The sequence below is a fragment of the Meiothermus taiwanensis WR-220 genome (genome assembly GCF_003568585.1).
In the GTDB taxonomy this organism is placed as follows: Bacteria; Deinococcota; Deinococci; order Deinococcales; family Thermaceae; genus Meiothermus; species Meiothermus taiwanensis.
In genome coordinates, this window is the sequence record NZ_CP021130.1 from 776,924 (window position 1) to 802,457 (window position 25,534).

The following is a 25,534-nucleotide window of genomic DNA, read 5'->3' on the forward strand; positions in this document are numbered from 1 at the left end:
CGCCAAGCCCTTGACGCCCGGCCCATAGAACCTAGAAACTGACCTTCATGAGCGTTCGCAAGGCCATCTGGGGGGATAACTTCGAAGCCATCGAGCAAAACCTGGGCGAGGTCGACCCCGACCTGTATGCCTACATCCGCGACTTCGCCTACGAAGAGGTGCTGGCCCGCCCCGGCCTGGACTTGAAGACCCGCGAACTGCTGGCCATCACCAGCCTGATTGCCCTGGGCGCACCCAAGGAGATTGCCACCCACCTAGAAGGGGCTTTGCGCAACGGCGCGACCGAGCAAGAAGTGCGCGAGACCATCATCCAGTCGGCGCTGTTTGTGGGATTTCCCAACGCGCTGGCGGCTATGAAAACCTTTCGGGCCCTGCTGCGCAAGGAAGGGCGGGCCTCGAGCCGAACCTCCAGCGGGGAGTGATGACCCACGGTCTTGATTGTGCTCGGCCGGATACATGTGAGACTCTGAGCGAAAGAGAATAGGGGGAACCGACTCTGGAAAGGAGGTTCCCCCAGATGCAGCTTACTACAGTTGGAAAACCCCTGCTCAAAGCCGCCAACCAAGCCAGCCAGCTCGAACAAGCAGGCGCCGGCGACCCCGTCGTGGCCGAGCGCCTGCGGAAGCTCAAACTGGTAGAGACCCTCAGAAAAAAGAAAGTTCCCTGGGACGAAGTCCAAAAGCTGGTAGGCATCAGCAAGGCCACCTACCACCGCTGGAAAAAAAGACTCGAAGAACAAGACCTTGCCGGCCTCAAACCCAAAAGCCGCAAACCCAGGAAGCTGCGCCGGAAGGTACACTGGAAACCCGATGTCCTCATACGCATAGAGCGGCTGCGCAAACAAAACCCCACCTGGGGCCGCTGGCGCATCGGGCAGAGACTGCACAGAGAGGGCTACACCCTAAGCGAACGCACGGTAGGACGCATCCTGAGCTACCTGGAGCGAAGCGGCCGGGTGGAGCCGGTGAGCGCTTTCCTGGCCAGAAACCGTAAGGCCCGTTTGCGCAGGAAGAGCCAGCGGCCCTATGCCCGGAGGAAGCCCGCGGAGTACACGGCGCTGCGGCCTGGGGATCTGGTACAGGTGGATACGCTGTGGGTGGATCTGGGGGACGGGACGGGTCTGCGGCAGTTTACGGCGGTGGACACGGTAAGCCGCTGGGGGACGGCGGGGGTGTACAGCCGGGCGAGTGCTAAGACGGCGCTGGATTTTCTGCAGCAGCTGGTGCGGCGATGTCCTTGTGTCATCCGTGCGATCCAGGTGGATGGGGGCAGCGAGTTCATGGCGGAGTTTGAGGAGGGTTGTCGGGTATTGGGGATAGAGCTTTTTGTTTTGCCGCCGAGGAGTCCGAAGCTGAACGGGATGGTAGAGCGGCTGCAGCGGACGTTTCGGGATGAGTTTTACACGCGGGCTTTACCGCTGGGGATAGAGGCTATTCAAGGGGAGCTGGAGGGTTATCTGGAGCACTACAACCTGCACCGGCCGCACATGGCCCTGGGGGGGTTGGCGCCGGTGGAGTACCTGGCTAAGCTACAGGAGGTGTCGGTTCCCCTGGAGTCTCAAATGTATTGACCGATTACATTGATTTGACTTTGCCGGTTTCCCGTGCTAACATCTGGTGTCCCCTAAAACCAGCCGGTTTCAGCAGGACATCAGGAGTAGTAGATGAACAAAGGTACTGTTAAGTGGTTCAACGCGGAAAAAGGCTATGGCTTCATCGCTCAAGAAAGTGGCCCCGATGTGTTCGTGCACTTTACCGCCATCCAGGGCCAGGGCTTCAAAAGCCTCAACGAGGGCGATCGCGTAGAGTTCGAGATCGAGCCTGGCAAGAATGGCAAGGGCCCCCAGGCCAAGAATGTGAAGCTGGCCTAAGCATCGCACCGTTCAAAGCTCCCCAAACCAGGGGAGCTTTTTTGTATAGCGCCAGGCCCAGGTTGGTGTGCGCTGATTTTCCTCAGATGCTGCTTCCAAATAAAAATTGAAGCAGTCGCTGGAAACGTAAGTTGCCGGAGCACTGGCGACCGCAAGAGGGGTTCTCGTATACTGCCGCAAACCCTAAGCCCTCGAGGAGCACTTTATGACTGAAGAACAACACCTGCGTGAGTACACCAAAGCCCTTAAAGCCCGGCTACCACGCCACTTTTTTGAGCCGGTTCCGGCCCGCCTGGTCTATTTGCCGGTGTTTCTGGCCTTGTTTGGCCTGTGCGCCTGGGGCATTGTGGCGACGCCCTATATCTGGCTCAAGCTACTGCTTTCGTTTGGGATTGGGTATGCCTTCATCGGGCTGGGTTTTCTGGCCCATGAGATTCTGCATGGTGCGGTCATCAAACACCCCATCGTGCGCTCGGTGGCCGGAACCATTGCTTTTATGCCGTTGCTGGTAGGGGCCCGGCTCTGGCGCAAATGGCACAACGTTGAGCACCACGGCCATACCCAGCACCCGCACGACGACCCCGATGCCATGGGAGCCCTGGAATCGGCCATTCAGAAACCTTTTGTGAAGTGGATGTTCCGCCAGGTGCCGGCGCTGCGGAGTTTTCTCCTGTTTTTCTCCTTCACCTTCTGGTTCAGTTTGCACGCCCACATGATGCTCCGGCGATTCCTGCCCGAGTTCAAACCGGGCGAGCGGCCTGTTGTAATTTTCCAGGCGGTTCTGCCGGTGCTGGTCTGGTTGTTGGTGCTTTTCTGGGTTGGGCCCCTCAACTTTTTGTTTATATACCTCCTGCCCTGGTTGATGGCCAACTTCATCGCCATGAGCTTTATTGCCACCAACCACCTGCTCAACCCCATCACCGAGACCAACGACCCCTTGCTTAACAGCCTCACGGTGCGGAACCCCAGGTGGCTCGAGTGGCTCACCCTGGGCTTTGGCTACCATATCGAACATCATGTGTTTCCGGCGCTTTCGCCCAAGTATGCCCATGTGGTGGCACAAAAAATCAAAGAGCTCTGGCCCGAGCGCTACAACGAACTGCCCCACTGGAAAGCCCTGTTCTACCTCTGGAAGACCCCCCGCCTCTACCGTGACCACCGGAACCTGATCGAGCCCACCACCGGGCAGGTGTTTGGTACCTTGGGCTTTGGCCTCGAGGACAGCAAGTTCCGGCGACCCAAACCAGCCCGTCGCAAGTTGGGCAAAAAGGGCTTTGGGCCATAAGCAATGGGTAATAGCCATGCAGTGCCAGACTTTTACTCTTCGCTTGGATAACCCTCGAGACCTTGAGCGCCTCAACCGCTTTTTAGCCCAGGTGATGCCCATTCAGGTGTCCAGCAGCCTGGTTCCGGGTGATAGGCCTTTCTGGAGCGTGCTGGTGTTCTACGAGGGGGCGGCCCCGCAGCCCAAACCCACAGAGGCTGTGCGGATCCCCAGCGATCCGGGGTTTGAAGCCCTGCGCGCCTGGCGTAGCCATAAAGCCAAAGAGGAGGGTGTTCCTCCCTATGTGATTGCGACCAACGCTGAATTAAAGGCGATTCTCGAGAGGCAGCCCAAGACCCTCGAGGAGCTTGCCCAGGTAAAGGGCTTTGCCAAAACTAAAGCAGCCAAATATGGCCGAGAAATTTTGCGACTGCTGGGTAGGGAATAGCTTCGGACGGGTTCTGGCCCACGAAAAGGCACCTTACCTTGACCAAGCGAGGTTGGGCACGTAAGATGCGGGTCAGGATGTTACGGGCGGACGACAATTTATAGTGGGGGTGCGATTCCAACCCCCGATACCTCGTTGTATCGGGGGTTTTTCGTTGAACCCAGGCCCGCCTGTCCTAAGGAGAACGCATGTCGAGAACCCTTGCCAGTCAGATTGCAGCACACGTAGGCCAGACCGTTACCCTGCAGGGCTTCCTGCACTGGAAGCGCGACCTCGGTGGGATTCAGTTTGCCCTTCTGCGCGACCGCAGCGGCATTGTTCAGGTGGTGGTGGACAAGCGGTTTGAGCTTCCGCTGGCCGAATCCTCGATGCGGGTGGTGGGGGAGGTGGTGGCCAATGCCAAGGCGCCCGGCGGCTACGAGGTGGTGGCCCAGGAGATCGAGTTCTATGCCAAAGCCAGCGAGCCCAGCCCCATCGAGATTCCCAAGGAAGAGTGGCGGGTCAACCCCGAGACCCTGCTGGAGTACCGCTATGTGAGCCTGCGTGGAGAGAAAGCCCGCGCGCCCCTCAAGATTCAAGCGGCCCTGGTGCGGGGGTTCCGCAACTACCTGGACAGCCAGGGCTTCACCGAGATTTTTACCCCCAAGATCGTTTCGGCGGGGGCCGAAGGGGGCAGCAACCTGTTTGGCATTGACTACTTTGAGCACCGGGCTTACCTGGCCCAGTCGCCCCAGCTTTACAAGCAGATTATGGTGGGGGTTTTTGAGCGGGTCTACGAAGTCGCCCCGGTTTTTCGGGCCGAGCAGCACGCCACCAGCCGCCACCTCAACGAGTATTTGTCGCTGGACGTGGAGATGGGGTTCATCGAGTCGGAGCAGGATGTGATGAACCTCGAGGAGGATCTGATCCGGGCCATGCTGGATGAGGCTCGCCACACCGCCGCCCCCGAGTGCGAGCTCTTGGGGGTGGAGTGGCCCAACCTGGCCGAGATGCCCCGCCTCGAGCACCCCGAGGCCCGCCGCATCCTGCGCGAAGAGCTGGGGATGCCTGTAGGGGCCGACTTCAACGAGGAAGCCGAGCGGGCCCTGGGGGCCTGGGCCAAGGAGAAGTGGGGTGTGGACTTCCTGTTCATCTCCAAGTACCCCGAGTCTGCCCGGCCCTTTTACGCCTACCCCGAGGGGGACGGCTCTACGCGGGGTTTCGACCTGCTCTTTAGGGGCCTCGAGATCACCTCGGGGGGGCAGCGCATCCACCAGTACGAGGTGCTGGTGGAGCAACTCAAGAAAAAGGGCCACGACCCGGCCCACTTTGCCGGCTACCTCGAGGTCTTCAAGTACGGGATGCCCCCCCACGGCGGCTTTGCCATCGGGGCCGAGCGCCTCACCCAGAAGCTGGTGGGGCTGCCCAACGTGCGCTATGCCCGGGCCTTCCCGCGCGACCGCCACCGCCTGACGCCCTAGCCTTACTTTTTCAGCTTGAGCACACCCTTGGTGATCTCCTGCTCGATGCCGAGCTCGAGGCGCATCTTCTCCAGGCGTTCCAGCAGGCCCTCGGGGGAAACCCCCAGGCGCTTGGCCATAGCGACGATCTTCTGCTCGTTGTACAGGGTGCCGAGCGTAACAGCCATGGCCTCGCGGTACTTAGGCCCCAGCATCACCTCGATGGTCTTGATGCGCAGCTGGATTTCGAACCACTCGAGCTTCTCTACTTCGTTCTGCATAGCTTTCCTTTCTTTCTGCTGGCCCGCAGGCCAGAACAACCCTACCATCCTACCAGCCCCAGGCCCTGTGGAGGGCGGCGCGCTTTCTGTTGGCAACCGAACGGGGGTAGAATATATGGGTGGAGCAACCTCTCTTGTTTTCCAATGAACCATCCGCGTCCGAGCAGCCCAGGCCGGAGCGCATCTGGCTGGTAGACGGGCATCACCTGGCCTACCGCAGCTATTTTGCCTTCGAAAAGCTCAGCACCTCGAGGGGTGAACCCACCCAGGCTATTTTTGGCTTTCTGCGCACCCTGCTCAAACTTCTCAAGGAAGATGGCGACTGCGTGATTGTGGTCTTCGACCCGCCCACCCGAACCTTCCGGCACGAGGCTTTTGAAGAGTACAAAGCTGGGCGGGCGGCCACCCCCGACGACTTTCATCCGCAGCTAGAGAAAATCAAAGAACTGGTGGATCTGATGGGCCTAGAGCGGCTGGAAGTGCCAGGCTACGAGGCCGACGATGTGATCGGTACGCTGGCTAAAAAGGGGGAGCGCGAGGGCTATCCGGTGCGTATTCTCACCGGCGACCGCGACAGCTTTCAGCTGCTCTCCGAAAGCGTGCAGGTGATGCTGCCGGATGGGCGGCTGATGCACCCCCAGGCGGTGCAGGAGAAGTATGGCGTTTCGGTTGCACAGTGGGTGGATTACCGCGCGCTGGTGGGGGATTCTTCCGACAACCTGCCGGGTGCTAAGGGCATCGGGGAGAAGACCGCGGCCCGGCTCTTACAGGAGTGGGGGTCGTTGGAAGGTCTGTATGCGAACCTGGAGGCCCTGTCCCCCAAAATTCGCGCCAGCCTCGAGGAGAGCCGGGACAACGTTCGGCTCTCCCGGGCGCTTTCGCTAATCCACACCGATCTTCCCATCGAGCTCGACTTCCGCGGCTGCCACCGCCGCGAGCCCGACCGCAGGGCCCTGCGTGAAGCCCTGGAAAGGCTCGAGTTCGGCTCCATTCTGCGCGAGCTTAACCTCCTGGCCGCGCCCCCTGCTGCTGAGGAGGCCCCCTGGCCCCCCCCGCCCGAGGCTTTTCTGGGCTATACCCTCGACCGCGCCCAGCCCATGTGGGCCAACTGGCTGGGTCTGGCCGCTTATACCGAGGGCCGGGTGTACCGGGGCCAGCCCAGCCTGCAGGAGCTTAAAAAGTTCCCCGAGATTCGCAGCATGGTAGCCAAAGACCTCTCGGTGCTGGCCCTCAAGGAAGGGGTCTGGGTGCCGCCCGGCGATGACCCCATGCTGCTGGCCTACCTCTACGATCCCTCCAACTCCGACCCCGCCAGCACCGTGCGGCGCTACGGAGCGGGCGACTGGAACCCCGACCCGGCTGAGCGGGCCCAGGCCGCCCACGCCCTGTGGCAGACCCTGCAGGGTCGCATGGCCGAGAACCCCCGCATCGGGTGGTTATACCACGAGATTGAAAAGCCGCTTTCGGCGGTGCTGGCCCGGATGGAGGCCCGGGGTATCTCCCTCGATGCCGAGTATCTAATGCAGCTTTCGGAGGAACTCGCCAGGGAGATCTCCTACCTCGAGGCCGAGATCCACCGGCTGGCCGGGCGTTCTTTTAACGTGAACTCGCGGGATCAGCTCGAGGTGGTGCTCTACGACGAACTCCGGCTGAGCGCCCCGGGCCGCAAGACCCAGACCGGCAAGCGCTCCACCGCCGCCAGCGCGCTCGAGGAGCTTTTAGGCCAGCACCCCATCATCGAACGTATCCTGACCTACCGTGAGCTGACCAAGCTCAAAAGCACGTACCTAGATCCCCTGCCCAAGCTGATCCACCCCAAGACGGGCCGCCTGCACACCCGCTTCAACCAGACCGGCACCGCCACCGGGCGGCTTTCCTCGGTAGACCCCAACCTGCAAAACATCCCCGTGCGCACCGAGATTGGTCGCCGCATCCGCAAGGCCTTCCGGGCTGCGCCGGGCATGCGGCTGGTGGTGGCCGACTACTCCCAGATTGAGCTGCGGGTGCTGGCCCACCTCTCGGGCGACGAGAACCTTATCAAAGTCTTCCGTGAGGGCAAGGACATTCACACCCAGACCGCAGCCTGGATGTTCGGACTGGAGCTGGACAGGGTGACAAGTGAGCAGCGCCGGGCTGCAAAAACCATCAATTTTGGCGTGCTCTATGGCATGTCGGCCCATCGCCTGTCCAACGAGCTTTCCATTTCCTACGCTGAGGCTGAGGCCTTTATCGAGCGCTACTTCGCTTCTTACCCCAAGGTGCGGGAATGGATCGAAGGGGTGCTGGCCGAAGCCCGGCAGACCGGCTACGTGGAAACCCTGTTTGGCCGCCGCCGCTTCGTGGCCGATCTCGACTCACGCGTGCGCAGCGTGCGGGAGGCCGCCGAGCGCATGGCCTTCAATATGCCGGTGCAGGGCACCGCCGCCGATCTGATGAAACTGGCTATGGTCAAGCTCCAGCCGGAGTTGGAGCCGCTGGAAGCCCATCTGGTGCTGCAGGTGCACGACGAGCTACTGGTTGAGGCCCCGGCCGATAAAGCGGAGGCGGTGGCCGGGGTGGTGCGCGAGATCATGCAACAGGCCTGGGCCTTGGCGGTGCCCCTCGAGGTCGGCACCGGCATAGGGGAGAACTGGCTCGAGGCCAAGTAGGTTGGTGTGCGGCTGCAACCAGGCCCACCAGGGCTTCTGCTATGCTGGGCAGGCACGGCCCCTGCACACGGCGCCAGGGAGCCTCATGGAGGTGTAGAGTGGCACAGACCTTTGAACTTGAGATGCCCGAATTCGAGTACCTGACCTACCGGGTCGAGGACGGGATGGGCATTGTCACCATCAACCGCCCCCAGGCCCTCAATGCCCTCAACCAGGATCTGCTCATCGAACTGGCGGGTGTGACCGAGGTGATCACCCAAGACCCCGAGGTAAAAGTAGCCATCTTTACCGGAGAAGGCAAGGCTTTTGTGGCGGGGGCCGATATCGCCCAGATTGCCAGCCTGCAGGATGTGTTTGCTGCGCGGGAGTTCGCCATTATGGGCCAGTCGGTCTTCAACGAGATTGCGGCCCTGCCGGTGCCCAGCATCGCGGCCATCAACGGCTACGCCCTGGGGGGCGGGCTCGAGCTGGCCCTGGCCTGCGACCTGCGGGTGGCCAGCCGGAACGCCAAGCTGGGCCTCCCTGAGGTGGGGCTGGGCATCATACCCGGCTTCGGTGGAACCCAGCGCCTGCCCCGCCTGGTGGGCCGGGGCCGTGCCCTGGATCTCATTTTTACCGGGCGGCACGTACCTGCCGACGAAGCCTTGAGCCTGGGCCTGGTCAACCGGGTGGGCGAGGATGCCCTGCAAACCGCCAAGGAGCTGGCCGCAGCCATTCTGAAAAACGGCCCGGTGGCCCTGGCCTTGGCCAAAGAAGCGGTGGGGCGGGGTGAGAACCTGGATTTACAGGAGGCCCTCGAGGTCGAGGCCGACCTGTTTGGTCTGGCCTGTGCAACCCAGGATATGCGCGAAGGCACCAGGGCTTTTCTGGAAAAACGCCCGGCGCAGTTTAAAGGGGAGTGAAAGGCCAAGGGATCGAAAGGGCCTGTGGCTTTTATCACGACGTGTTGAACCCTTAAGCCCTACCATCAGGGTATGAGCGATGGCGGCACGGTTATGAACGAACGCACGGTTCAGGTCACCCAGCCCAAGGCCAAGCTCTACGTCGAGGCCGACCTGGCCATCCGCGAGGGCCTGCAGCGCTACCCCAAGGCGCTGTCCGCCTACGAGATGCTCACCGCGGACTCCGAGGCCCGGGGCCACTGGGATATGGCCAACTACATCACCGTGCGCAAACTGGGCTACAACGACCACGGAAGGGTGCACGCCCTGCTGACCGGCGCGGCCAGCGTGACCATCCTGCAGCTACTGGTTGACCACGGGGTCAGGCCCGATGTGATGGAGAGTGGCGTGGGCGATCTGGACGACACCTTTCTTACCGTGCTGCTCTCCACCATGCTGCATGACATCGGAAACCAGGTGCACCGGGTGCGCCATGAGTCCTTTAGCGTGATGCTGGCGATTCCCATCCTGGACAGGATATTAGAAAAAATCTACCGCGACCCCGAACAGCGCGTTGAGCTGCGGGCCTTTATGCTGCACTCCATCTATAGCCACGACCTCGAGCCCGAGCCCCTGACCATCGAGGCCGGTATCACCGCGGTGGCCGACGGTACCGATATTACCAAAGGCCGGGGGCGCAAAGCCTTTGCCCTGGGCTCGGTGGACATCCACTCCATCAGCGCCCTGGCCGTCGACGAGGTGCAGATTTTAAAGGGGGAGCAGGTGCCGGTCGAGATTCGGGTGATCATGAACAACTCTGCGGGCATCTTTCAGGTAGAAGAGGTGCTAACCAAAAAGGTGTTGCGCAGCCCCATCCGCGACTACGTTACGGTTATCGCCAGCACCCACGATGCCGAGCATGACCAGCGCATCATCCGCCGGGTGCGCCTGCACGAGACAGAACCCCGCTTCACCCTGGACTAGTCGTGCTAGGTTTGGTTGGTTCCGCGCCAGAAGGGCGAACCAACCCGACCGAGGAAGTGCGCTAGGATGCAAAAAGATAGCCTCTGGAGGTCTTTTCTTCGGATGACCGTCTTTTTGAATCCGGTATCGCCACCTTGGCAGGTCGGTTTTTCTCACCCTTGTTGGGCTAAACTAGCAAGGATATGCGGCGTGTCGTCCTCTTTCTGGTTCTGCTTCTCCTGGCAGCGGCGGCCTGGTGGGCCTATCCCTTGCTTCAACCCTTGCTGCGTTACGGCACTTTGCCGCGTAACCTGGATCGCCCCCTCAACGTCCTGGTTCTGGGGGTGGCGCCCGAGTACAAGTACTACCACCAGCGCGCACCCGAGAACTTCCGTGGCCTGTCGGATGTGAACCTGTTGGTGCGCTTCGACCCCACGGCCAAGCGCATAGTGGTGCTCTCGATTCCCAGGGATGTGCATGTGCAGATCCCCGGTTATGGTTGGTACATCATCAACCACGCCAACAAGTTTGGCGGCCCCGATCTAGCTAAACAGGTGGTGAGCGGCCTGACAGGGGTTGAGATCGATGCCTATGTGGCGGTGAGCGTAGAGGCCATCCGCAACGGGGTAGATGCCTTGGGGGGCGTAACTGTTTGCGTGGAAAAGCCCATGAAATATAAGGACACTGCCGCCAAGCTGGATATCGACCTCGAGCCTGGCTGCCAGCTTCTAAACGGTGCACAAGCCGAAGGGTATCTGCGCTTTCGCCACGATGCTTTGGGTGATATCGGTCGCATTCAGCGCCAGCAGAACTTCTTTCATGCGCTGAAGCAGCAGGTTCTCACGCCCAGTGGCTTGCTGCGCCTGCCACAGGCCATCGCCAGCGTGGAGCAGAACATCCGCACCGACCTGACCCGCACACAGATTGCCAGCCTGATGGGTTTTGCCATACAGCAGCCCCAGTTGGTTTCCTTCCTGGCGCCGGGCCGGTTCGGCCAGGGCTGGGAGGTAGACCGTGCCGAGCTGCAAAAACTGATCCAGCGCTACTTTGCCGATGCGCCGGAACCGACCAAAGCAACCCTGGAGGATTTACGGGGTCGCCAAGCTGCGGTGCTCTATGCGGCGCCGCAGGAATCCACAGCCATGGAGATGCGGGATAAGCTGCGGGCGCTGGGGTTACGGGTGCTGTTGCGGGAGATAGAGACTGCACCCCCGCACAGCGAGGTGCTGACCAACGGAGAGGCCGGGCTGGCCGAGGCCCTGGGTGAGGCCATTGGGTTGCCTGCACGCGTTTCGGGCGAGGCGGCTTTATACGCCGATCTGACGGTGCGCATCGGGGCCGATGATGCCAACCCCAATGAACAGGGCCCGTAGAGGGGCTCAGTCGCTAGCGCAGAAGGCGGCCCTGGCCTGCAAGCGTGCAAGGAACCTTCTGGATGCGCTACAGGTGCAGGTCGTAACCCGCCCGGCACCAAGCAGCAGGTACCCTGCTCGACCTTCACCGCCATGCGCAGTCATACCGGATTCAAAAAGATCGTCATCCATGCAAAAGAGGCTATCTTTTTGAATCACGGGCTATTTTGCCACTTTCCGTCGCCGAAATAGCCGAATCTGGCATCAGGTGCGGTGGGCGTTTTAAAAGACCGCTCTCAAGCGGCGGTCTTCCTTGAATGCGGCAAACCCCTGATGTGGCGGTTTGTGCAAAAAGCGGTTTATGTAAAGAGGCTCGAGACCGACTCCCCCCGGTGTATGCGCCAGATGGCCTCGGCAAAGAGAGGCCCTACGCTGAGCTGCTTGATTTTACTGCTGGGCCGGGCTCTGTAGGTGCAGGTGTTGGTGGCCGCCACCTCCACAATGGGGGCTTTGTCGATCCGGTCGATGGCGGGGCCCACGTATACGCCGTGGGTGAAGGCGGCGTAAACCGCCTGGGCTCCGTTTTGTACCAGGGATTCGGCGGCCTGCACCAGGGTTCCGGCTGTTGAGACCTCGTCGTCTATGATCAGGGCGGTTTTGCCCCGCACGTCGCCAACCAGCCCCCTCGAGGTTACCTCGGTATCGGACAGCCGCTGCTTATCGATGAAGGCAATGGGCAGGGCCAGACGGCGTGCCAGCGAACTGGCCCGTTTGATATCGCCGGCGTCGGGTGCTACCACCACGGCATTTTCCAGCTTTTCTACGCGGGTGGCAAAATAGTTGGCGATCACCGGTTCAGCGGAAAGGTGATCCACAGGAACCTTGAAAAACCCGTGCACCTGGGCCGAGTGGAGCGTCATGGTCAGCACCCGGTCGGCCCCAGCGGCCTGGATCAGGTCGGCGACCAACCTTGCCGCAATCGAGATGCGGGGGGCATCTTTTTTGTCGCTGCGGGCATAGGAGTAATAGGGGATGACCGCAGTGACCCGGGCCGCGCTGCTGCTTTTGGCCGCGTCGATCATCATCAGAAGTTCTACCAGGTGATCCTGCACCGGGGGGGTGAGCGATTGAATGATGAAAATATCGCCCTCGCGGAGGCTTTGTTCGTATCGGACGAAGAGACAGTCGTTGGCAAAGCGCTCGGTGATGCTTTTGCCGAGAGGAACCCCCAGGTTGTCGGCTATCTCCTGGGCCAGGGGTAGGTTGGACTGTCCGCTAAACACCATCAGGGGTCGTTCCATAACCGCCTGAAAGCATACAACGACCCGAGCGGTAGACTGTAGCTGCAGTTCCCGCCTGTTGTTTAAAGCCGCTCCATTTCCTGTTGCACGCCGGTGGTCACCTCGGGGCCGTTTGGGTGCAGGTAGACATTAATTTCGCTGCGGATGCCGAAAGGCCCCGGATACACCCCCGGTTCGATGGTAAAGGCCAGGCCGGGGATCAGCGGGCGGGTGTCGTGGGTCTCGAGGTCGTCGAGGTGGGTGCCGTTGCCGTGGGTGGAGCTGAAGCCCAGGTGATGGCCGGTGCGGTGCAGCACATAAGCCCCCAGGCCGGCCTGCTCGATCACCTGCCGGGCTGCCCGGTCGAGTTCGAACCCCCGGGGCCGCCGCCCGGCGGCATAGGCCTGTCGGCAGGACTCGAGCGCGGCATCCCGCGCATTGCGCACCACCGTCCAGGCACGCTGAATTTCCTCGGACACATCCCAGCCAGCCATCCAGGTCACGTCGGCGTAGGGGCCGCCGGGCTCCTTACACCACAGGTCGATCAACATCACCTGACCCCGTTGCAAGCGGCTTTCCCCCACGCTGTGATGAGGGTTGGCGGCGTTGGGGCCGTAGGCTACCATGGCCGGATGATCGAAGACCAGGCCCCTGGCTTCCAGAACCTTGCAGATCTCGGCTTGTACCTCGAGCTCGCTGGGCGGGTGGTCGAGCCGGGCCCGCACAAAGCCCAGGGCGTGTTCTAGAGCAGCGATGATGCCAGCGGCGGCGCGTTTGTGGGCGGCCAGGTCGGCGGATGTCCAGGTCTGGAATTGCAACAGGATTTCCGCCGACGAGACCACCTCGAGCCCCATACCCCGCAGCAGCTCCAGGGTTCCAGCGTCTACGCGGGAAAGATAGGGGATGCTGCCGCCCGGAAGGTACTCCATGGCGATGCGGCCTAGTGGGGCCACGTGTTTTTGCAGGGCTTGCACGAACTGCTGGTGGCTCGAGAACGCCACCCACTGCCCGGGCAGAGGGGGAAAGCTGGTCTTCTCGATGGCATGAACGATCAACACTGGCTCGCCCTGGGCTGGAATCAGATAAGCAAACCGTCGGCTGAGCATCCGCCCCTGTAGGCCCAGGGCTTCCAGCGCCAGCGCGTTGCTACCCTGAAAACTGTAGAGCAACCAACCGGGGATGCGGGCTTCCTGCAAGGCTCTTTGGGCTTGGGCAATGTCCATGTGCACATACTACCGGGTGGACTGCGGTGCTCTTGCTTACGTTTTGGCTTGGCTGAAGTGCTAGTCTTGGGTTAGGAGGTTGTTTGTGGTTCAGGAGCAGACGGTGCTTTCCATTACACCCCTGGCGGCTGAACGCGCCAAGGAGATTCTCCACCGCTATAACAAACCCGATGCGGCGATTCGGGTGTTCATCAAGTCGGGCGGCTGTAGTGGCTATCAGTACGGCATGGCGGTAGATGAGCGGCAGCTCGAGGGCGACACGGTTGTGGAGATGCACGGGGTGCGCCTGGTGGTGGATCGCATGTCTTTGCCGTTGCTGGTAGGCTCCGAAGTAGACTGGGTGGAAAATCTTATGGGGGGGGGCTTTAGTGTAAACAACCCCAACGCCACCTCTTCGTGCGGCTGCGGCCACTCATTCCGTACCGACGGGGCCAAAGCACCTGCGGGTGAGGGTAGCAGCGGCTGCTGCGGTGGTTGATCGTCAAACAGCCCCTGCACCGCGTGGCGCCTGCTGTTCAGGGCGGGCGCAATTTTTTTCACACCACACCATCAAAAGCCAGCGGGTTGGACAAACCCCAGCGGCTGCAGGGGGCCTCCAACTTTCTCAGCAGTGGGATGGAGCAGGTGTCCACCAACCGGTGGATGCGACTGAGACCAGTGGCTAGAATGGCGTGCCTGTCTAAACAGAGGCTCAATGGCTGGATGACCAGGGCTCACCCAAGCGATATTTGACGGGCTGAACAGGATGGCTATAATAGGGACGGCAAAATGCCATAGTTAAACGATTCTGTGTAAACACAGAATCCCAAAGGAGGCTAGATGAATCGTTATAGCAAGATTGTTGCACTTGGTCTAACTTTGGTGGCCGGTGCAGCGCTGGCGGGCCCAGCCGACAACAGCCTGGTGATCGGGGCTTCCCAGGAACCACGGGTGCTGGGGGGTGACTTCCTCAATGTGATCTCCAACCAGTCGATCAAGACGGAGATTGAAAACTACCTCTTCGCACCCCTGATCGTACAGAACCTGCGGGCTGAGAACGAGGCCGTGCTGGCCACCGAGGTACCCACCCTGGCCAACCGCCGCCTGCGGGTGACCGATATCGGTGGGGGTAAGCGTCGCCTGGAGATTGACATCACCCTTAAGCCCAACCTGCGCTGGTCGGACGGCGATCCGCTGGACACCGACGACTTTGCTTTCTACTACGAGGTGGGTAAAGCCAAGGGTATGGCCGTGATCAACCCGGACTACTGGGAACGGGTCAGCCTGCGGGTGCGCGACAAGCAGAACATGACCGTCATCTTTGAGCCGGCCTACTACTATGACACCTACGGCTCGCCCATTGGGTATGCCCCTGTGCACAAGATGGGCGCTGAGTGGGAAAAGGTAAAAGCGGCGGCCGCCCCCCTCAACCCTGATCGCGATGCCCAGCGTCTGAACGAGCTGTATCGCAACTTCTTCCAGCAGTTTGGCTCTGTGCAGGCCATCAACTCCGGGCGTATGGCCTACAGCGGCCCATTCCGTGTGCAGCGCTGGAATGCTAACAGCTCTATCGAGCTGGTGCGCAACCCCAACTTCACCGCCATCGTGCCCCAGGGTGGGGCCGATAAGTACGTACAGCGCGTAACCTACCGCATCATCCAGAACACCAACTCGCTGTTGGTGGCGATCCTGGGCGGTGGTATTGACGCCACCTCGACCGTGGGTATCTCGGCCGACCAGGCCCGCAGCAAGCAGCTCACCAGCCGCGCGCCGGGTCGCTTTGATATCTGGGCCATTCCGGGGGCTATCTGGGAGCACATTGACATCAACAAGTTCACCAACGTGCAGCGCGTGCGCGATCTTACCCTGGACGACAAGCGCACCCGCCAGGCCCTGCTCCACGCTATCAACCGCGATGCCTGGGTGCAGGCCTTCTTCGATGGGGCCGAGCCGGTTTCCCACACCTGGGTGGCTCCTTCCAACCCGCTCTTCAACCCCAACGTGAAGAAGTACGAGTACAACCCGGCCCGCGCCCGCGAGCTGCTGGCCCAGGTGGGCTGGCGCCCTGGCCCCGACGGCATTCTGCAGCGCACCGTGGACGGCCGTACCGTGCGCTTTGAGCTCGAGTGGGTCACCACCGCCGGCAACGCCATCCGTGAGCGCACGCAACAGCTCTTCATCGAGCAGTGGCGGCAGGTTGGTATTGCCGTCAAGACTGCCAACGCCCCCAGCTCGGTGGTCTTTGCCGACGACTTCATCCAGCGGGGTGAGGAAGGTAAGTGGTTGATGTTCATGTTCGCCTGGGTGAGCAGCCTGGCCGAGGATGGCAGCCTCTTCCAACACAGGAACCTCAACACCGGTGCGGTGCAGATTCCCACCAAGGACAACAACTACGCCGGCCAGAACATCGGTAACTGGCGCAACGATGAGTTCGACCGCCTGACCAGCCAGGGTGTGCTCGAGTTCGACGAAGCCCGCCGCAAGCAGCTCTTTGCCCGTGCGCAGGAGATCTGGGCTGATGAGTTGCCCGCCCTGCCCTTGCGCTTCCGCTCCAACTTCCTGGTGGTGCGCAATGGTCTGGTCAACTATGTGGCCTCGACCTACTCGGGCGGCAACGGCTACCCTGGCTGGAACTCCTGGGAAATTGGCTGGGCCAGCCGCGGGGCTGTCAAGCGCCACGACCAGGCCCAGGCCGGTGGTATCGCCATCAAGTAAAACAGCTGCTTGTAAGAAAGCCAGGGGAAACCCTGGCTTTCTTCTTTTCTAAACTAAAGCGCAATACTGCTGCCAAGGGTACACAAAACGCATTCCGCACAATAAAATCTAGCCCAGCCAATCAATGGCTACGCGAGGAGGCGTCATGAAACGAGCGTTTGCAACCCTGCTGCTAATTGGTGGATTGGCCCTCGCCGGTCCTCAGGACAACAGCCTGATTATCGGTGCGGCTCAGGAACCCCGGGTGTTGGCGGGGGACGTGGTTAATGTTATTTCCAACCAGGCCATCAAGTTTGAAATCGAGAACTTTTTGTTTGCTCCGATAGTCCAGACCAACCGCGACTTGGAGCAAATTCCAGTGGTGGTGACCGAGGTGCCAACGCAGCAGAACGGACGCCTGCGTTTTGCCAACATCAGGCCGGGGGTACGGCGCCTCGAGCTCGACTACACCATCCGGCCCGATGCGGTTTGGTCGGATGGGCGGCCCATCACCACCGACGATGTGGCCCTGTACTTTGAGATGGGCAAGACCAAAGGTGTGCCCTCCACCAACGTGGACTTTTTTGACCGGGCCACCCTGCGGGTGCGGGATGCCCGCAACTTTACAGTGATTCTCGAGCCAGCCTACTTCTACGACCTGGACATTAACCAGATTTACTACGCCCCCAACCACATCATGCGCGCAGAGTGGGATAAGGCCAAAGCTGCGGCGGCCCAGGTTGGTGATACTGCACGGCAGGCCGAGATTTTCCGCAACTTCTTTACCCAGTTTTCCTCCCCTCAGTATCTGAACAGCGGAAAGATGGTCTACTCGGGCCCTTTTACCCTGACCCGCTGGGTGCCCGGTAGCAGTATTGAGATGCGGCGCAACCCGCGCTTCTGGATCAAGCCGCCAGGTGGCGAGGATAAGTATGTGCAGCGCGTAATCTACCGCATTATCCAGAACACCAACTCGCTCTTGGTAGCCATCCTGGGTGGTGGGATAGATGCAACCTCGAGCGTCTCGATCTCCTTCGATCAGGGCCGCAGCAAGCAGCTTACCAGCCGTGCGCCGGGGCGCTTCGAGATATGGGCGATAGAAACTCCATTTTTCGAGCACCTAGAGATCAACCAGTTCACCAACGTACAACGGGTGCGCGACCTAATGCTGGATAACGTCAAGACCCGCCAGGCCCTGATTTACGCTATGAACCGTGAAGGCATTACCAAGGCCTTCTTTGACGGGCTGTACACGGTCGCCCCCACCTGGGTTTCTCCAAGAAACCCCATGTTTAACCCCAACGTTGCCAAATACCCCTACAACCCGGAACGGGCCCGCCAACTCCTGGCCGAGCTGGGCTGGCGGCCAGGGCCCGACGGCATTCTGCAGCGCACCGTGGATGGTCGTACCGTGCGCTTTGAGATCGAGTGGGCCACCACCGCCGGCAACCAGGTGCGCGAGCGTATCCAGCAGTTTGTAGCGGAGAACTACCGCCAGGTGGGGATTGCGGTGCGCATTAACAACGCGCCCAGCGCGGTGGTTCTGGGGGCGCAGTACCGCTCGAGGGCCCAGGAAGGAAGCTGGACGGGTTTCCTGCAGTACGCCTTTAGCCTGGGCCTGGCCGATGACGGGGTGCGTTCGGCCTGCCGGGACGAGGAGGGTAAGGTGGTCTATATACCCACCCGTGAAAACGGATTCCGCGGCCTCAACTTCGGCGGCTGGTGTAACGAGGAGTACGATCGTCTGCGTAACCAGGCGGTTACCGAGTTCGATGTAAACCGGCGCAAGCAGTTGTTTGCCCGTATGCAGGAGATCTGGGCCAATGAAGTGGCTATGATCCCGCTGTACTTCCAGTCCGATGCCCGCGTGTACAAGGTGGGCCTGCTCAACTATGTCTCCTCGACCTTTGCTAGCTCGGCCTACCCAACCATCGAGCCCTGGCTCATCGGCTGGCAGTCGCGCGGAGCCCAGAAGGTCTACGACCAGGCCAAGTACGGCCAGCCCATCAAGTAAGCGCGGTTTTTAGCCAAGAAAGATGCCCCCGCTCAGGGGGCATCTTTCTTATGCCAGATTCGGTTAGTTCGGCGCCGGAAGGCGGCAAACCGGCCCGACCAAGGGATACGCTTTCCTCGCTGAGTGTAGCGAGGGGTGGGCTTTGGGATGCAAAAAGATAGCCTCTGTTAGAGTCCGGTATAAAGCCCTGCGCTTGGGCGATATGCCCGCTTGTTGCCTTCAGAGGACTGCACTGGCTAGCGCATCCATCGATTGGTGGATACGCCGGCTAAAGAACGCAACATGCATGTCCTGGACGAGAGAACATGCCATCTTGCTAGGTAGATGGCGGTTGTGACGGTCTTTGAAAACCTGGAACATGCATTCACAAGGCATCTTGAAACAGTATTATGTAGGGCGTGTTTGCTTACACGGTTCGCCGACTGCTGCAAATGATTCCCTTGTTGTTTGCAGCCTCAGTAGTGATTTTCACCTTGTTGGCCCTACAACCCGGAGACCCGCTGGACGAGCTGCGCCAGCAGAACCCACGGATCACCGCAGAACAGCTAGAGCAATTGCGCCGTGCTTATGGTCTCGATCAGCCCATCTATGTGCGCTACTTCAAGTGGCTGGGCCGGGCCTTGCAGGGTGACTTTGGCCAGTCCCGCACCTACGCCACACCGGCTGCTCAGATTATCTTCGTGGAGCGCCTGCCCCGTACGCTCATCCTCTCGGGGGCGGCCCTTACCCTGGCCTTGCTGGTGGCTATTCCGGTGGGCATCTTCTCAGCGGTGCGGCAGTACAGCCGGGCCGACTACATCATCACCTTCTTCTCGTTCGTGGGCTTCTCGATGCCCATCTTCTTCTTGGGCATTTTGCTCTTGTTCCTGTTCGCGGTGTGGATACCGGAACGGGTACCGTGGTTTCCTAAGTTTCCCGTGCAGAGCATCTCCGACTTTCAGTGGTCGCAGGTGCTGAGCGGTGAAATTACCTTCTTCCAGTTTATTGGCGACTGGGCTTTCAAGCTGGTGCTGCCGGTGCTGGCCCTCTCCACCATCCAGATGGCCTCCTGGACGCGCTATATGCGGGCGAGTCTGCTCGAGGTTCTAAACCAGGATTATGTGCGCACGGCTCGAGCCAAGGGCCTGAGCGAACGCGTTGTGCTGTATAAACACGCCTTGCGCAACGCGCTCATTCCCATTGTGACACTGGTGGGTCTGGCGATCCCTGGGGTTTTTGGGGGTGCGGTTATCACCGAGACGATCTTCTCCTACCCGGGCATGGGCCGGGCTATCCTAGACTCGCTTACCGATAAGGACTACAACGTCGCTATGGCGGCCCTGGCATTTCTGGCTTTGCTAACGGCGGTCTTCAACCTGCTGGCCGACTTGATGTATGCGGTGGTAGACCCGCGTATCCGCTATAGTTAGGGGGCTTTATGGCTGCTGTTGCAACCGCTTCTCAACAAAAATCCCAGTCCACGTGGGCGCTGGCCTGGCGCCGTTTCCGTAAGCACAAGGCGGCAATGTTTTCCTTAGGGGTGGTCATTGCCCTGGTTCTGATGGCAATTTTTGCTCCCTGGATTGCGCCGTACAGCCCCACTGCGCAACCCACGGGTGATAACCTGGCCGACTACTACTTCCAAGGCCCGAGCCGTGCGCACTGGTTGGGCACCGACGAGCTGGGTCGGGATGTGTTGTCACGCATCATCTACGGTGCTCGCATATCGCTTCTCGTGGGTTTTGTGGCCGCCTTTGCCGCGGCTTTGCTGGGTACGACCCTGGGGGTGATTGCGGGCTACTACTCGGGCCGGCCCCTTCGTTTTTACATGGGGCCCCTGGCCAAGGCTACGGGTGGCTGGAGCCCGTGGCCTTTTGCGGTGTGGCGGGTGGTTTCGTGGCTGCTGTTGTACACGCTACTCTTCCTGGCAGCCGATCTGGCCTGGACGCTATCGGGGGCCAATGTGCAGGCCCTGTTCTCGGGGACCGTTACCCTCAACAACCTCCTTTCGTTGCTGGGACTGGCCCTGGTCTGGGGCGTGATTTTGTTGATTGGCATCTGGGGGTTGTTTGGTCAGGGGAAGCTAGATCTGGATGTGGTCATCTCGCGCTTCATGGACTTCATGCTGACCATCCCGGAGCTACCCCTATTGCTGGTGCTCTCGGCACTGCTGCGGGATACCCAGGGGGTAGTGGGTCAGTGGGCGCAGGGGGTGTTTGGCGAGTCGGCCTCGGTGTTCATCATCATCACCATCATCGTGTTGTTTGGCTGGATCGGAACGGGCCGGCTGATCCGGGGGGCGGTACTGAGCCTGCGGGAGCAGGAATTCACCACGGCGGCCCAGGCCCTGGGGGCCGGGGAGGCCCGCATCATGTTCCGGCACCTGGTGCCCAACACCCTGGCCCCCCTCATCGTGAATGCCACCCTGGCCATCGGCGGGGCCATTCTGACTGAGGCTGCTCTTTCGTTCCTGGGATTCGGCATTCAGCCACCGGTGGCGACCTGGGGTAACATGCTCACCAAGGCCCAGGAATACATCTTTACTGCACCCTGGCTGGCCCTGGCACCGGGCTTTATGATCTTCCTAACGGTGCTGGCCTTCAACTACCTGGGTGACGGGCTGCGGGATGCCCTTGACCCACGCAGCCGCCTATAGGTGAATGTAGTGGAATCGGTAGGGTAAACCGGCCCTACCGATTTTTTGTGTGCGGGTGTTTGGCCTGGGTTTTGACCGGAAGAGCGGTATTGTAGGGGAATGCGTGCTCTGGCTATTGCTTTGTGGGCCTTGCTCCCGTTGGCTTTTGCCCAGGAGGAGGGCGTGTTCCAGGTTTCCTGGGACTGCTTGATTCCAGAAGAAAAGGTGATTTGCCTCCGGCCCGCTGGACTGCTGCAGGGGGGGCTGGTCTACTCGAGCCCCCCGGGATCCAGCGGGATAGGCTGGGCGCTGGGAGCGCGTCTGCAAGCCCAGACCCAGCAGGCGGGTGTGCGCTACCAGGCCGAGTTTGGCCTGTGGTACGAGGCAGTGCTGCAGTGGGGCCTCCTCGAGGCTTTTATTGAGCGGGACTGGGGTGCGTTCGGGCTGAGCCTGGGCAAGCGCCGTGATTACAGCGGCCCCTGGGACGATACCCTGATGGGGCGGGACGGGCGCTGGGGGTTGTTCGCCCGTTACAACCCCACCGAGCTACCCTGGCTGGGCCTCGAGCTGGCCTACTTACCCCATGCGGGGCTGGCGGGGGGACAGGGTTTTGTGGGGGGCAGGGTGGATATCTTCCAGGTGGGTGCTTTTGTGGAAGTTGTGCAGCTACCCGAGCCCTCCATTCGCCTCATTCCCCGGCTGGGGCTGCAGGGCCGGGAGGTGGGGCTCTTCTGGCAGTGGGATCGGGGTTTTTGGAGTACCTTTTCCCTGCCGCTCTTCTTGGGCCAGGCGCTGGCTTTTGTGCTGCAATGTCCCTGCGAGGCCGAGACCCAGGCCTGGGTGGAAGCCCTGGATAAAAGCCGGTTGGAAGGGCTCTTGTGGTGGAACCCGGTGTGGGACTACTTAGGCGAGAACAGCCCCTATCTGCCCGAGGATCGCCTTGGAGCCTGGTTACAGGAGCCGCGCAAGCTGCTGGTGGGGGTTGCCTATAGCTGGAACGATCGGCTGCGGCTGGGGGTAGACCTGTCCAGGGCCCCGGTGGAGGCCGTACGGGTCTATGGGCAGCTCTACTGGCGGTAGGGTTGGTAGCCGGCCCGCACGAAGTACAGGCCCTGGGCGGGGGCGGTGGGGCCGGCGTCCTTGCGTGCGCCGTTTGCGAGCAGGGCCTGGATGCTGCTCGATTCCCGTTTGCCCAGCCCAATCTCTACCAGGGTGCCCACCATGCTGCGCACCTGGCCGCGCAAAAAGCCCGAACCCACGAACTCCAGCCAGATCTCCCGCCCGCCTTCGGTGGGCCAGACCTCGAGGTGGGCGCGGTAGATCTCGCGTACCGTGGAGCGCTCCTCCTTCACAGCAAAAGCCCGGAAGTCGTGGGTGCCTACCAGGTACTCCAGGGCGTGCCGCATAGGGATTAGATTCAGCGAGTGCGGAATCCACCAGACCCGGTGACGGTCCAAGGCCGGGGGCATGCGGCGCTGCAGGATGCGGTAGCGGTACTCGCGCCAGTGGCAGCTTTTGCGGGCATGGAAATCCAGCGGAACCTCCTCTGCGGCAAGGGCCCGGATATCGGGGGGCAGGAGGGTATTGAGGGCGTGGGGGATTTTCTCTGTGGGGATGTTATCCAGGGTGTCGTAATGCACCGGCATGGCCAGGGCGTGCACCCCGGCATCGGTGCGGCCGCAGGGCCAGATCTTGGGCCTGGCCCCAGGGATTTTGCTAAGGGCCGCCTCGAGCTCTTGCTGCACGGTACGCTCGCCCTGGGCCTGGGTTTGCAGGCCGGCGAAACCGCTGCCGTCGTACTCGAGGGTGAGCAGGATGCGCCTGTGGTTGGTTGGTGTGGATAGCTCGAGGTCTTCCAAGGCGATTGATATTGTATCGGCAAGGCTTCAGGGATGTTCTACCGGCCCCGCCCCACCACCACGGCCCTGGCCCGCACCAGCACCCGTACCTTGTCGCCGGGGCGGAAGGGGCTTTCGGGGCTTTCCTGTACGATGAGCTCACGGTTGCCGAGCTGGACGCGGTAGGTCATGTCGTGGCCCTTGAACTCTCGAGCCAGCACGGTGCCCTCGAGCTGCTTGCCATCAATGCCCAGATGCCCCAACGGCATGGCCAGGCCCAACCCCTCGGGCCGCAGGGAGAGCAGCACCGCGCCCTGGGCCTCCTCCGAAAGCAGCAGGCGCCCCAGCGGGGTCTCGGCCTCGAGGCCCCGGGCTTCACCGGGAATCAGGTTGGTGCGGCCTAAAAACTGGGCCACAAAGGGGGTGCGGGGGTGGTGGTACACCTCCTCGGGGGTGCCGATCTGCTCGAGCTGCCCGCTGCGCATGACCGCCAGCCGGTCGGCGAAGGAAAGGGCCTCCTCCTGGTCGTGGGTGACCAGGATGGCCCCGATGCCGGCCTGCTTCAAAAGCGCCCGCACCTCGTCGCGGGTGGACTGGCGTAAAGCAGCATCCAGACTGCTAAAGGGCTCGTCGAGCAGCACCAGCTTGGGGCCGGGGGCGATGGCCCGGGCCAGGGCCACGCGCTGCTGCTGACCCCCGGAAAGCTCGCCGGGCTTGCGGTCTTTGAAGACGGTCAGGCCCACCAGCCCCAGCACCTCCAGGACACGGGCCTGTCGCGCTTTACCCCGCAGACGGCGCAGACCAAAGGCCACGTTCTCAAACACGCTCAGGTGCGGAAACAGGGCGTAGTCCTGAAAGACAAAGCCGATGCCCCGCTCCTCTGGGGGCAGCCTGGTAATTTCCCGCCCTTCCAGCCAGATCTGGCCGCTGTCCGGCTGCTCGAAACCGGCAATAAGCCGCAGGGTGGTGGTCTTACCACAACCCGAGGGGCCCAGCAGGGCAAACACCTCGCCCTGCTCTACTGTAAAACCCACGTTTTCTACCACAGGGGGTAGGCTGGGGTGGAAGCGTTTGCTCAGGCCCTGCACCCGCAGGATGGGGGTGTGGGCCTGGATGGGGGTGGTGGGTCGTTCGGCGTGTTGGGTGTTCATTGTCGTTCCTGGGAAAGCAGCAGGCCCACCAGTCCAGCCGAGAATAGTACGATCAGCAGGGCATAGGGGGCGGCCTCTGCAAACATCGCTTCTGAAGTGTAGCCCCAGATGCGGGTCGAGAGCGTGGAGTAGCCCACCGGGGCTAGCAAGAAGGTGAGGGGCAGTTCCTTGACCGCTGACAAGAAGACCAGGGCCATGCTGGCCAGCAGGCCCCGCCGCAGCAGGGGAAAGGTGGCCCTAAGGAAAGCCTGCAAGGGGTTGTAGCCCAGGCTGCGGGCGGCCTCCTCGAGCCGGGGCGGGGCCTGGTAGAGCGCGCTGCGGATGGGGCCGATGGCCTCGGCCAGGAAGTGCAGCGCATAGGCCAGGATCAGCAAGGCCAGGGTTTGATAGAGAAAGGGCACCCCGCGCAGGCTGAAGAAGATCAGGGCCAGGGCAAAAGCCAGTGGGGGGGTGGCGTAGCCGATGTAGGCGGCGCGCTCCAGGAGCCTCGAGAGCCGGCTGGGGTAGCGCACCCCCAGGTAGGCCAGCGGCAGCGCCAGAAAGGCTGCCAAAAACGCGGCCGGTGCCGCGGCCTGCACGGAGTTGCGCAGGGCTTCCAGAACGGCCTCAAAACTGCGGCTGTGGGGGCTGCTGGGGTACTGGGCCAGCCAGTACACGATGGAGGTGAGGGGCACCACCAGGGCTCCTACGATGGGCAGCGCCATCAGGCCCAGCGAGGGCAGCCGCCAGACCCCCAGACGCACCGGCTGGGATTTGCGCGCGCTGCCCAGCCCCACCCGGCTCAGGGAGAGGTTTTTGAGCAGACGGGCCTCGAGCCAGAGCAGGCTCCCGGTGAGCAGAATTAGCATCAGCGAGAGCCAGGCCGCATAGATCCGGTCAAAGGAGGCCGAGTACTGCAGGTAAATGGCATAACTGAAGGTCTCGAAACGCACCAGGCTGACCACCCCAAAGTCGCCCAGCACGTGCAGGCCAATCAGAAGCCAGCCGGCAAACAGGGCGGGCCTGAGCTGGGGCAGCACCACCCGCCAGAAGACCTCGAGGCCCCTGTAGCCCAGGCTACGGGCCGACTCCTCGAGGCTCGCGTCCAGCCCCAGAAGGGCGGCCCGCAGGTTCAAAAACAGATAGGGGTAGGTGAAAAGGGTCAGCACCCCCAAGGCCCCCAGGTAGCCGGTGGGCCGGGGCCAGGGGAAGCCCAGAAGGTGTTCGAGCCAGCCACCGGCCCCGGTGGCGCCAAAAAAGCCAAACACCCCCACATACCCCGGCACTGCCAGCGGCAGAACCAACAAAACCGTCCAGAAGCGCTTGCCCCATAGGTCGGTGCGGCTGGTAACCCAGGCCAGCGGCAGGGCCAGCGCGGTGGTGAGGGCGATCACCCCTACCAGTAGCGCCACGGTGTTGCCCAAGAGCTGCAGGTTGCGCTCCCGCAGGACAATCTCGACGAGCTGATGAGGTTCGGCCTGGGCCGCCCGCAGTACCAGGTACAAAAGCGGCAACAGCACCGCCGCGCCGACCAGCAGCGCTACCGCCAGCAAGGGCTTGGGAATGGGTTTGGGCAGACTGTAGACCATGGGCGTAGCGGACACAGGCCGCCATGG

21 protein-coding genes and 1 pseudogene are annotated in these 25,534 nt (G+C 61.6%); 16 read left to right on the forward strand and 6 right to left on the reverse strand.

Annotated elements, in window-relative coordinates; translation table 11 throughout:
• Positions 1–47: 47 nt before the first annotated feature.
• The 6 genes and pseudogenes from MTAI_RS03945 (at position 48) to aspS (ending at position 5,042) form a co-directional block, all read left to right on the forward strand.
• On the forward strand, positions 48–422 hold the full coding sequence (locus tag MTAI_RS03945; RefSeq protein ID WP_027888696.1) for a carboxymuconolactone decarboxylase family protein: 375 nt from the start codon (positions 48–50) through the stop codon (positions 420–422).
• Positions 423–517: 95 nt separating this feature from the next.
• A pseudogene (locus tag MTAI_RS03950) lies at positions 518–1,683 on the forward strand (integrase core domain-containing protein).
• Positions 1,664–1,870 carry a cold-shock protein gene (locus MTAI_RS03955; RefSeq protein WP_013014539.1) on the forward strand — a complete coding sequence of 69 codons (207 nt, stop codon included), beginning with the start codon at positions 1,664–1,666 and terminating at the stop codon, positions 1,868–1,870. Before MTAI_RS03950 ends, MTAI_RS03955 begins: the two are co-directional and overlap by 20 nt.
• Positions 1,871–2,075: 205 nt before the next feature.
• Complete coding sequence (locus MTAI_RS03960; RefSeq protein ID WP_027887069.1) at positions 2,076–3,155, forward strand: fatty acid desaturase family protein; 1,080 nt, start codon at positions 2,076–2,078, stop codon at positions 3,153–3,155.
• 43 nt (positions 3,156–3,198) lie between these two features.
• Positions 3,199–3,582, forward strand: coding sequence for an HRDC domain-containing protein (locus MTAI_RS03965; RefSeq protein WP_223299725.1), 384 nt, complete (start codon positions 3,199–3,201; stop codon positions 3,580–3,582).
• A 188-nt stretch (positions 3,583–3,770) separates the two neighbouring features.
• Positions 3,771–5,042 (forward strand): aspartate--tRNA(Asn) ligase, encoded by a 1,272-nt coding sequence (gene aspS / locus MTAI_RS03970; RefSeq protein ID WP_027887071.1) that lies wholly within the window; start codon positions 3,771–3,773, stop codon positions 5,040–5,042.
• 2 nt (positions 5,043–5,044) lie between these two features.
• Here aspS and MTAI_RS03975 read toward each other — a convergent pair whose 3' ends face one another.
• Positions 5,045–5,302: a hypothetical protein gene (locus tag MTAI_RS03975; protein WP_027887072.1), complete on the reverse strand. Its 258-nt coding sequence runs from the start codon at positions 5,300–5,302 to the stop codon at positions 5,045–5,047.
• Positions 5,303–5,421: 119 nt separating this feature from the next.
• Here MTAI_RS03975 and polA point away from each other — a divergent pair, with 119 nt between their 5' ends.
• The 4 genes from polA to MTAI_RS03995 all read left to right on the forward strand — a co-directional run bounded on the left by polA (position 5,422) and on the right by MTAI_RS03995 (position 11,167).
• Positions 5,422–7,950: a DNA polymerase I gene (gene polA / locus MTAI_RS03980; protein ID WP_027887073.1), complete on the forward strand. Its 2,529-nt coding sequence runs from the start codon at positions 5,422–5,424 to the stop codon at positions 7,948–7,950.
• A 122-nt stretch (positions 7,951–8,072) separates the two neighbouring features.
• Entirely contained in the window at positions 8,073–8,852 is a 780-nt protein-coding gene (locus MTAI_RS03985) for an enoyl-CoA hydratase/isomerase family protein (protein ID WP_051349799.1), read from the forward strand.
• 72 nt (positions 8,853–8,924) lie between these two features.
• Positions 8,925–9,815, forward strand: a complete 891-nt coding sequence (locus tag MTAI_RS03990) for a phosphohydrolase (protein ID WP_081698355.1) — start codon at positions 8,925–8,927, stop codon at positions 9,813–9,815.
• 182 nt (positions 9,816–9,997) lie between these two features.
• Positions 9,998–11,167 (forward strand): LCP family protein, encoded by a 1,170-nt coding sequence (locus MTAI_RS03995; protein ID WP_027887076.1) that lies wholly within the window; start codon positions 9,998–10,000, stop codon positions 11,165–11,167.
• Positions 11,168–11,505: 338 nt separating this feature from the next.
• On the opposite strand, the gene MTAI_RS04000 is transcribed toward MTAI_RS03995, so the two are convergent.
• Together MTAI_RS04000 and MTAI_RS04005 are read right to left on the reverse strand one after the other, a co-directional pair.
• The gene (locus tag MTAI_RS04000) at positions 11,506–12,447 is read right to left on the reverse strand and encodes a ribose-phosphate diphosphokinase (protein WP_027887077.1); all 942 of its coding nucleotides are present in this window, start codon (positions 12,445–12,447) and stop codon (positions 11,506–11,508) included.
• Positions 12,448–12,509: 62 nt separating this feature from the next.
• Positions 12,510–13,649, reverse strand: coding sequence for a M24 family metallopeptidase (locus MTAI_RS04005; RefSeq protein ID WP_027887078.1), 1,140 nt, complete (start codon positions 13,647–13,649; stop codon positions 12,510–12,512).
• 85 nt (positions 13,650–13,734) lie between these two features.
• Here MTAI_RS04005 and erpA point away from each other — a divergent pair, with 85 nt between their 5' ends.
• The 6 genes from erpA (at position 13,735) to MTAI_RS04035 (ending at position 22,030) form a co-directional block, all read left to right on the forward strand.
• On the forward strand, positions 13,735–14,127 hold the full coding sequence (gene erpA, locus MTAI_RS04010) for an iron-sulfur cluster insertion protein ErpA (protein WP_036196896.1): 393 nt from the start codon (positions 13,735–13,737) through the stop codon (positions 14,125–14,127).
• A 341-nt stretch (positions 14,128–14,468) separates the two neighbouring features.
• Positions 14,469–16,343 carry a peptide ABC transporter substrate-binding protein gene (locus MTAI_RS04015; RefSeq protein WP_027887080.1) on the forward strand — a complete coding sequence of 625 codons (1,875 nt, stop codon included), beginning with the start codon at positions 14,469–14,471 and terminating at the stop codon, positions 16,341–16,343.
• A gap of 145 nt (positions 16,344–16,488) precedes the next feature.
• Positions 16,489–18,336: a peptide ABC transporter substrate-binding protein gene (locus MTAI_RS04020; RefSeq protein WP_027887081.1), complete on the forward strand. Its 1,848-nt coding sequence runs from the start codon at positions 16,489–16,491 to the stop codon at positions 18,334–18,336.
• A 398-nt stretch (positions 18,337–18,734) separates the two neighbouring features.
• Complete coding sequence (locus MTAI_RS04025) at positions 18,735–19,745, forward strand: ABC transporter permease (RefSeq protein WP_027887082.1); 1,011 nt, start codon at positions 18,735–18,737, stop codon at positions 19,743–19,745.
• Between the two features lie 8 nt (positions 19,746–19,753).
• Positions 19,754–20,971 carry an ABC transporter permease gene (locus tag MTAI_RS04030; protein WP_027887083.1) on the forward strand — a complete coding sequence of 406 codons (1,218 nt, stop codon included), beginning with the start codon at positions 19,754–19,756 and terminating at the stop codon, positions 20,969–20,971.
• Positions 20,972–21,070: 99 nt separating this feature from the next.
• A complete protein-coding gene (locus tag MTAI_RS04035; protein WP_027887084.1) occupies positions 21,071–22,030 on the forward strand; it encodes a hypothetical protein in 960 nt (319 codons plus the stop codon).
• On the opposite strand, the gene truA is transcribed toward MTAI_RS04035, so the two are convergent.
• From truA to MTAI_RS04050, 3 genes are read right to left on the reverse strand one after another with little or no spacing between them, the layout of a single operon-like run.
• Positions 22,018–22,809 (reverse strand): tRNA pseudouridine(38-40) synthase TruA, encoded by a 792-nt coding sequence (gene truA / locus MTAI_RS04040; protein WP_036196887.1) that lies wholly within the window; start codon positions 22,807–22,809, stop codon positions 22,018–22,020. The genes MTAI_RS04035 and truA overlap by 13 nt on opposite strands.
• Before the next feature lie 38 nt (positions 22,810–22,847).
• Positions 22,848–23,939 carry an ABC transporter ATP-binding protein gene (locus MTAI_RS04045; protein ID WP_051349800.1) on the reverse strand — a complete coding sequence of 364 codons (1,092 nt, stop codon included), beginning with the start codon at positions 23,937–23,939 and terminating at the stop codon, positions 22,848–22,850.
• On the reverse strand, positions 23,936–25,507 hold the full coding sequence (locus tag MTAI_RS04050) for an ABC transporter permease (protein ID WP_027887087.1): 1,572 nt from the start codon (positions 25,505–25,507) through the stop codon (positions 23,936–23,938). The genes MTAI_RS04045 and MTAI_RS04050 overlap by 4 nt, the downstream gene beginning before the upstream one ends.
• Positions 25,508–25,534 lie beyond the last annotated feature (27 nt).